The 7,457-nt window shown below is 50.3% G+C and carries 5 protein-coding genes; 1 reads left to right on the top strand and 4 read right to left on the bottom strand.

What is annotated here, in order from left to right; genetic code table 11:
• Positions 1-128 precede the first annotated feature (128 nt).
• The 3 genes from ACWIUF_RS13415 to ACWIUF_RS13405 all read right to left on the bottom strand — a co-directional run bounded on the left by ACWIUF_RS13415 (position 129) and on the right by ACWIUF_RS13405 (position 5,126).
• The gene (locus tag ACWIUF_RS13415) at positions 129-1,802 is read right to left on the bottom strand and encodes a response regulator (protein WP_448572935.1); all 1,674 of its coding nucleotides are present in this window, start codon (positions 1,800-1,802) and stop codon (positions 129-131) included.
• Between the two features lie 659 nt (positions 1,803-2,461).
• Entirely contained in the window at positions 2,462-2,650 is a 189-nt protein-coding gene (locus ACWIUF_RS13410) for a hypothetical protein (protein ID WP_448572934.1), read from the bottom strand.
• A 124-nt stretch (positions 2,651-2,774) separates the two neighbouring features.
• Positions 2,775-5,126, bottom strand: a complete 2,352-nt coding sequence (locus ACWIUF_RS13405; RefSeq protein ID WP_448572933.1) for a pre-peptidase C-terminal domain-containing protein — start codon at positions 5,124-5,126, stop codon at positions 2,775-2,777.
• Between the two features lie 322 nt (positions 5,127-5,448).
• On the opposite strand from ACWIUF_RS13405, the gene ACWIUF_RS13400 reads away from it, so the two are divergent.
• Positions 5,449-7,047 carry an Hsp70 family protein gene (locus ACWIUF_RS13400; protein WP_448572931.1) on the top strand — a complete coding sequence of 533 codons (1,599 nt, stop codon included), beginning with the start codon at positions 5,449-5,451 and terminating at the stop codon, positions 7,045-7,047.
• 286 nt (positions 7,048-7,333) lie between these two features.
• Here ACWIUF_RS13400 and ACWIUF_RS13395 read toward each other — a convergent pair whose 3' ends face one another.
• Entirely contained in the window at positions 7,334-7,444 is a 111-nt protein-coding gene (locus ACWIUF_RS13395; RefSeq protein WP_448572936.1) for a type II toxin-antitoxin system antitoxin SocA domain-containing protein, read from the bottom strand.
• Positions 7,445-7,457 lie beyond the last annotated feature (13 nt).

The following is a 7,457-nucleotide window of genomic DNA, read 5'->3' as shown; positions in this document are numbered from 1 at the left end:
GGACAAAGCTGCTTCAAGATCAATTTGACAAGCTTCGGGAATGAGGCTATCATAGAACATCATTTTTTTATTTGTTAGAGGACAGAATACTGCATTCTGTCCCTTTTTTCCATCGCTTAACCTAACTTTCAACACTTCTGGCCTTCTAGATATAGCAGTTTTCCGGTATCATCATAAATTCCCTGTCCTCGTTCCCACACCCATTTTAGCGTCCCTGAGCGGGTGATAATACGATATTCGCATTCGTAGGGTTGATGATCAACAATCTTTTGCTGTATACAATCCCAGACTAGTTCCACATCATCTGGATGAATCTCTTTCCCGTGAGAAATCGTGCGATAAATCAGATAGTCTGCTTGATGATAACCTGTAATATTAACAACTCCTTCACTAATAAATTCTGGCGTATAATTCAAATCATTGGCAACTCGATAAACATAACCTGGTAGATTTTTTATGACGGTTGCTAGTTTACGTTCACTTTCGCGTAGGGCAAGGGTAGCCTGATGGCGTTCAATCTCCCTGAGTTTACGTTCACTAATATCTCGCATAATGGCGAGGTTGAGACCAGGAATAAAATTTGCGATCGCATTGACTTCAACTTCCAAAATAATGCCATCTTGACGATAGACATAAAACTCACCAGATACCTCTCCCTGTTGGCTAAGGACTTGCCATAGGTCCTCCTCATGGGTTCCTAAGGCAGAAGCCTGGACAATATGGGTAGGCAAGATTTGTGTTCTGGGAATATCCAACAAGTCACAGGCCGCTGGATTAATATCAACATAGTTTCCCCTGGCGTCGGTAATGACGATTGCATCCAGGGCATGATCAAATAATGCCTGCCATTGCTCCTGTCGTTCCTGTAGAGCCTGGTTTGTGGCCATGAGTTCGGCTGTCCGCTCAGCCACCCGTTGTTCTAGTTCATCACGAGCAGCTTGTAATTGTTGTCGCTCTTGCGCAATGGTTTGATAGGCCGCTTCTAGTTCCTGGTGTTTCTGTTGCAATTCGGCTTGGGTCGATCGCAGTTGCTCTAGGAGCGATCGTAACTCTTCATTAACGGCATTTAATTCAGCAACTTGGGGTGGAGTCAGGTGTTCTCGAAGCTTGGGAACCACTGGAGAACTGTAGAGAGGATTGAGCCGATAGCCAACCTTATAAACCGTTTTAATAAAATCCTTAGGGGCACCTGCTGCGGTGAGTTTACGTCGTAATTCCTTAATATGCGATCGTACGACATCCTCACCGGGGGCATCCAACGATGTCCAGGCATGATCAAGAATAGCACTGGCACTCAGGACTTGCTGGGGTTTGCGCAATAAGACCTCCAGAATGGCATATTCCTTGGGTGAAACCAATAACAGACGAGTTTTATAAGCCACTGTACGAGCAACGGGATCAACGGAGAGTTGTCCCCAACTTAAGATGGCTTGGTTAGTGGGACCACTCCGTCGCAAGAGAGCTTGTACCCGGGCAATCAGTTCTTCAGGATCAAATGGTTTAACGACATAATCATCGGCTCCTGTATTCAATGCGATCGCTTTTTCCTTGGCCCCGTCCTGCCCTGTCAATAACAAGATGGGACTTTGGCATCCTTTGGACCGTAGATATTTGCATAGGCTAATACCATCAAGTTTAGGAAGAAGAACATCCAGCAAAAACAGATCGTATTCGTAGATATCTGCCATTTGCAAGCCTGTATCCCCGTCAAAGGCCAGATCAACCGCATAATTACAGGTAGAGAACAATAACTGTAAAGTCTTAGCAATGCTTATATCATCTTCTACAATTAAAATTTTCATGGAAATCTCCAATGCCGATCCCAATCAATTTCCTTGACGATCTTCTTGATAATATTGCTCTAATTATATGAGAGAAAAATATTAAATCTAGTTATAAAATGACTTTTTGATAAAAAATTATGCAAATAAAAAAACTTGAAGATGACTCCTTTACGAAGAAATTCAGATTGATGATCTATTGTGAAAGATGATTGTAAAATCTAAATATTCTAAACGCTTTGTAATAAGCGTCCCTATTCTCAGGATACCGATGAGATAACTTTATCAAAGAATGGATAAGATATCCATAAAAAGTAAGCTCATTCAGAGAGATTTAGTCGCGCAACGCTGCCTGCGGCAAGACTTGTGGTCTGTCAGCCGTAAATTGTAGGGTTACCGATAAGCTCCCAGACCCTTCGACAGCACTTCTGGGTGAGCAGGACTCATCCGTTGGGGCTGAGCCGATCGGGAGCATTCATCTTCGGCTTGATACTGTACTAGCCACTCATCAGGACTGACTCCCCGGCAATCTTTTAGTGGCTTAGCCGGATTCAGCCCCTCTAGCTTGCACGGAATTTCAGCCTTACCCCCACGCTTGGAGTAAGCAACTGTGTTTGGCTAAGGGTATCCGGCCAATCAATTCAATCACGCCATTATCAATCGATATTGATCAAGCTGTCTCAGGCATGGTTCAACATCTGATCAATGAGTTTACACCCGCCGACCACATCAGCAGAGATTCCTAAGCATAGAATTAGGAAGGCTACCCAATGATTAATGGGCCAGACAAAGTAAAAGACACCGAATAGGATCGGGAAAAAGAGTAACATCCCAAGAAAGACAATGGGTGCTTGCGTTGCTTGCATCATTACACACCTCCGACTGTGGTGTGAAAAGTTTTAATCCAGAAATTTTTACTCAAGGGTCGGAAAAGCACGTTTCCATTCTAATTATAACCCTTGTCGCTATCAATTGCGTACTGCACGTGGGGGATTAACTGTAGCTAACGGTATAGCCGATATCATCCAGGATAGCCCGATCGAGGCTTGTAGGCAGTTTTCGCGTCCCAAAAGTATAGGATGTATTCATTAAGTGGTTGCCCGCACTGGCGGCAATATGCGTCCCTTGCATTGGGACAGGACCGCCGTAGAGGGAACTGGCGATCGGGCCGGTAAAGGTACCATTGGCAATCCGGCTACTAAAGGCATTCACATTAGTAAAGCCTAAGATATGCCCCAATTCGTGGACCGCAACGGTTATAAAATCAGTGGCGCCCGCTGGAATGTCATTGGCCGTATCGAGAGTCGGATCAAAGAACCAATTTTCACTAGTATCAAAACTCATGCTACCGGTCCAAGGTTCAAAATCTGATCCTTCCCACCGGGTTTGCAGACTACTGCCAACCGCATAGGCAAAGGTAGGGCCAGCATCCGCTAGGGTATTCCCAAGCCCATCTATACTGCGACTGCCGACAAAGACCATTAGATCATCGATCGTGCCCGCTGTGATCGACAGCAGGGTGTTGCTAGTCTCGGGATTGCGCACATAGAGCGAGGTACCCGCCGGGACATCGGCAAACTCATCCTGAATAATGCTTTCCCAGATACTCGCTGCTGTCTCTAGGGCGGAACGACGCAGCGGATCATTAAAAAATCCCCTCGTATCAAACCGGTAGTCAAATTGAATATTGAAGCCGCCAGAGGAAGGTGGAGAGGTGGTTGGCAGTGCAGTCAAACTCAGGTTGTAGGTCGTATTCGCCCCACTAGCAGGAAAAACCTGCACATAATACGTGCCCGCCCCCAGTGTCCGGCTCAGGGTATCCGGGAGAGTGCCGGTCTTAGTAGAGGCCACGATCGCCTGCCCGCTGCCATTCAGCAACCGAACATTCGCATTGGCACTCAGGCCATCTAACACCAGGTTGAAATTATGGGGGGTGTCCAGAGTAAATCGATAGTAATCATTGGTGTCGATCGCCCCCACAAAATCGAAGGCGTTTTGGGTGCCCGTCAAGCTGCCCAAGTTGCGGGCGGTATTGAGACTATTCCCCGCCAGATCCGGCGGTAAAACCGTGGCCGTGATATCTAGGGTATAGGCCGTCCTGGCTCCGCTTACGGGCAAAACCTGCACAAAATAATTCCCCACGTTCAGGATGCGGTTAAGGCTATCGCTGGCAATTCCTAATTTGGTTGATGCCGCAATTTGCTGGCCACTGGCATTTAAGAGCCGGAGATTGGCATTGGCACTCAGGCCCCCTAGGACGAGACTCAGATTAATGGGACTGCTTACGGAAAAACTGTAGTAATCCTGGGTGTCGATACCGCCCACCGCATCATAGAAACTTTGGGTTCCACTGAGGTCCCCCAGGGGGCGGGCTGTCCCCAGGGTATTCCCAGCCCCATCGGGAGGTAACGCTTCGGCGTTCAGACTCAGGGTGTAATTGGTATTGGCACTGCCATAGGGAAAAACCTGGACAAAGTAGGTCCCCGCGTCCAGGATGCGGTTAAGGGTATCGGGGGTGGTGCCGGTTTTAGTGGATGCCACGATCGCCTGACCATTGGCATTCAAAAGCCGAACATTGGCGTTGGCACTCATCCCAGCCAGCACGAGACTGAAATTACTGGGACTCGCGATCGCCAACCGATAATAATCAGCCGTATCGGTACTGCCGACAAAATCATTGATGACTTGGGAGCCACTGAGGGTACCCAGATCGTTCGCGGTCGCCAGGGTGTTATCCAGGGTGCCGGATCGCTCAATCGTGAAGATGCGATCGCCAATCACCACTGTAGCCGTATCATCTTCAAGCTTCAGGGCGGCCAGATCGGCTACCGTTAACGCCTTTTGCTGCACGATCGCGGCAAAGATCGCCCCCTCATCTCCTGGGGCATCCACTGCATTGATTTGGGTGTCGATAAAGTGACCAACTTCCTCCAGCAAGGTATCTACCAGGGCCGCTGGGTCCGCCAGGGTTTCGGTCAGCCAACGATCGGCTAGATAAATTGTCCCCGTGAGAGCATCAAAGCCAGCATTCGCCCCCGGCAAGACTGCCGCAGGCACAATTGCGATCGCGGGTAGGGTACTCCAATCACCCGTCAGCCAATCCTGGATTAGGGCAGCAGCCCGATCGCGATCAAACTCATCCCCAAAGGGAATCCGGAGGGCCTCCAGCCCCTCAGTGCTGCCCCAAAAACTGGCCAATTGCGCTTGGACGAACGGCAGGGCCAGTGTTGCGCTCCAGGTCGGGTCTAAGTAATGATCGGCCAGATCCGCGAGGGAGACTCGATCATTAAGGAGGGTATCCAAACTTGGTCCAAGGATGGACGATACAGCGCTGAGATCAAACATACATGGCCTCCAGGCGCATTAGCCCAATACGTGAGGGGTGAGGTGGGGGTCAGCAAGGGTTCTACAGACAACAGCAAGGCTTCGACGGAGATGCGGCGCGACCCCAAACCTGGGGGGAGTACCCTGGATACCGAAACACTGGCTTATCGGCACGGGGAAGCGAGATGCCTGCAAGTTAAGGATTCCCAATCTGGCGCAAAAGTGCACACCTGTAACAATGGCAGGGGAATACCTTATCCATAAGCTCCAATGTTTAGCGCCAGAAATCCGCAATCGCAAACCTAAAATCTAAGAAGCCCAAATTTTTGTTTTTCTTTACCCCATGACCTACGCGATCGACTTTGGCACCAGCAACACGGTGATTGCCCGTTGGAACCAGGCCACCCAACAACCAGAGGTGATCGATCTCGATGTGTTGAGCCTCCGACAGGGGGAGAATCCCCCCGTGGTACCGAGCCTGTTATATGTGGAAGATGCCGCCCAGGGACAGGTCATTGTGGGGCAGGGGGTGCGCGATCGCGGCCTCGATCTGAGCAATAATCCCCGATTTTTCCGCAACTTTAAGCGGGGGATTGGCACCGCCGTCCAGGGGTTTCTGCCCGAACTGGATGAGCAAGTCATGACCTTTGAGCAGGTCGGGCAATGGTTCCTGGAACGGGTGGTCACAGCGCTGCGGCAGACGACGCCTGCTGATATTGATGCCCTTGTGTTAACCGTGCCCGTGGATAGTTTTGAAGCCTATCGCCACTGGTTGGGGCAGGTGTGTCAGACCCTCCAGATTCCCCAGGTGCGGCTTCTGGATGAACCGACAGCCGCCGCCTTGGGCTATGGCATGGCTGATCGGCAATTGCTCCTAGTCCTCGACTTTGGCGGCGGTACCTGTGACCTATCCCTGGTGCGCTTAGACCTGGGTAGCCAACCGGAACGGAAACCCCTGGGCTTTATCCTCAAGTGGGGCGATCGCAATCTGGCGGGAGACTCCGGTCAACGGCCACGACTAGCACGGGTACTCGCCAAAGCGGGCTTAGCCCTGGGCGGAGCCGATATTGATCACTGGTTGGTCGAGCACTTCGCCCAAACCCAAGGCGTAGCTGCTTCGCCCCTGATCACCCGCCTGGCCGAGCGCCTGAAAATTCGGCTATCGAGCCACACCCAGGCGACGGAGGTTTTTTTTGATGAGGCTACTCTGGACAGTTACGAATTGAACCTCGATCGCTCCCAACTGGATGCCATTTTGCGGGCCAATCAATTTTGCCAACGACTGGACGACGCCATGACCCAGGTGTTGCAACAGGCCCGACGCCAGGGCATTGAGGCCACCGATATCGATGCCGTGTTATTAGTGGGAGGGACTGCCCAAATGCCCGCTGTCCAAACCTGGGCACATACCTACTTCGCCCCTGACAAAATCCAAGCCCACAAACCTTTTACCGCGATCGCCACCGGAGCCTTATACCTCAACCAGGGCACCGAACTCAAGGACTTTCTGTACCATAGCTACGGCATTCGCTACTGGAACCGGCGCGAGAATCGCCATGATTGGCATCCCCTCATTCCCGTCGGCCAAGCCTACCCCATGTCCGATCCCGTCGAACTGGTTTTGGGGGCCTCGGTTGAGCAGCAACCCAGTATCGAGTTAATCATTGGGGAATTGGGGTCAAACAACAGCAGCACCGAAGTCTACTTTGACGGCGATCGCCTTGTCACCAAAACCATTGGTCAACGCAATCAGGTCCAAGCCCTCAACGATCGCCCAGGTGCCCGCACGATCGCCCAACTTGATCCCCCTGGTTTTCCCGGCAGCGATCGCATCAAAGTCCAATGTTGGGTCGATGACAAGCGTTTCTTACGGATTACCGTTGAAGATTTATTAACTCAGCAAGTGCTACTTGCCAACCAAAAAGTCGTTCAACTCAGTTAACGCTCGCCACATCCTCTGTGCCCTCTGTATTTGTCCCAAAACTCCTGGTGAAACCTTCTCTTTTGGCATGGGACTACCAGCCGTAATAACTTTAGCTAGGTCGGAGGCGTTCATTTCACGGGCATGTTTGTAAGCGATGACAGACTCATGTTTTATAAATTGTGGTACATTTGGTCCTGGTTGAATGACACAGGTAGCCTCAGAACTTGGCTTGCGAGTGGTGAAGTTAACAAAGAGCCATTTTTTTGGGGAAGTTTCTGCAATCGCAACGTAGAGATGTTGAGTGCTACTTATAAACTCCACTCAGAACAGGACCATAATCCATAGATACATAGTGGTCCCCAGTAATCGCTTGCTCCATACGTTCTAATGCAATCCGATCCGCTATGTAAAGCATCTTAAGCAAGCCC

This window comes from Trichothermofontia sp., from assembly GCF_053493415.1.
This window is presented reverse-complemented; position numbering and strand designations above follow the sequence as displayed.

Coding starts and splice junctions, on each gene's coding strand:
- ACWIUF_RS13415 (WP_448572935.1), bottom strand. CDS start 1,802: ATGAAAATTTTAATTGTAGAAGATGATATAAGCATTGCTAAGACTTTA.
- ACWIUF_RS13410 (WP_448572934.1), bottom strand. CDS start 2,650: ATGATGCAAGCAACGCAAGCACCCATTGTCTTTCTTGGGATGTTACTC.
- ACWIUF_RS13405 (WP_448572933.1), bottom strand. CDS start 5,126: ATGTTTGATCTCAGCGCTGTATCGTCCATCCTTGGACCAAGTTTGGAT.
- ACWIUF_RS13400 (WP_448572931.1), top strand. CDS start 5,449: ATGACCTACGCGATCGACTTTGGCACCAGCAACACGGTGATTGCCCGT.
- ACWIUF_RS13395 (WP_448572936.1), bottom strand. CDS start 7,444: ATGCTTTACATAGCGGATCGGATTGCATTAGAACGTATGGAGCAAGCG.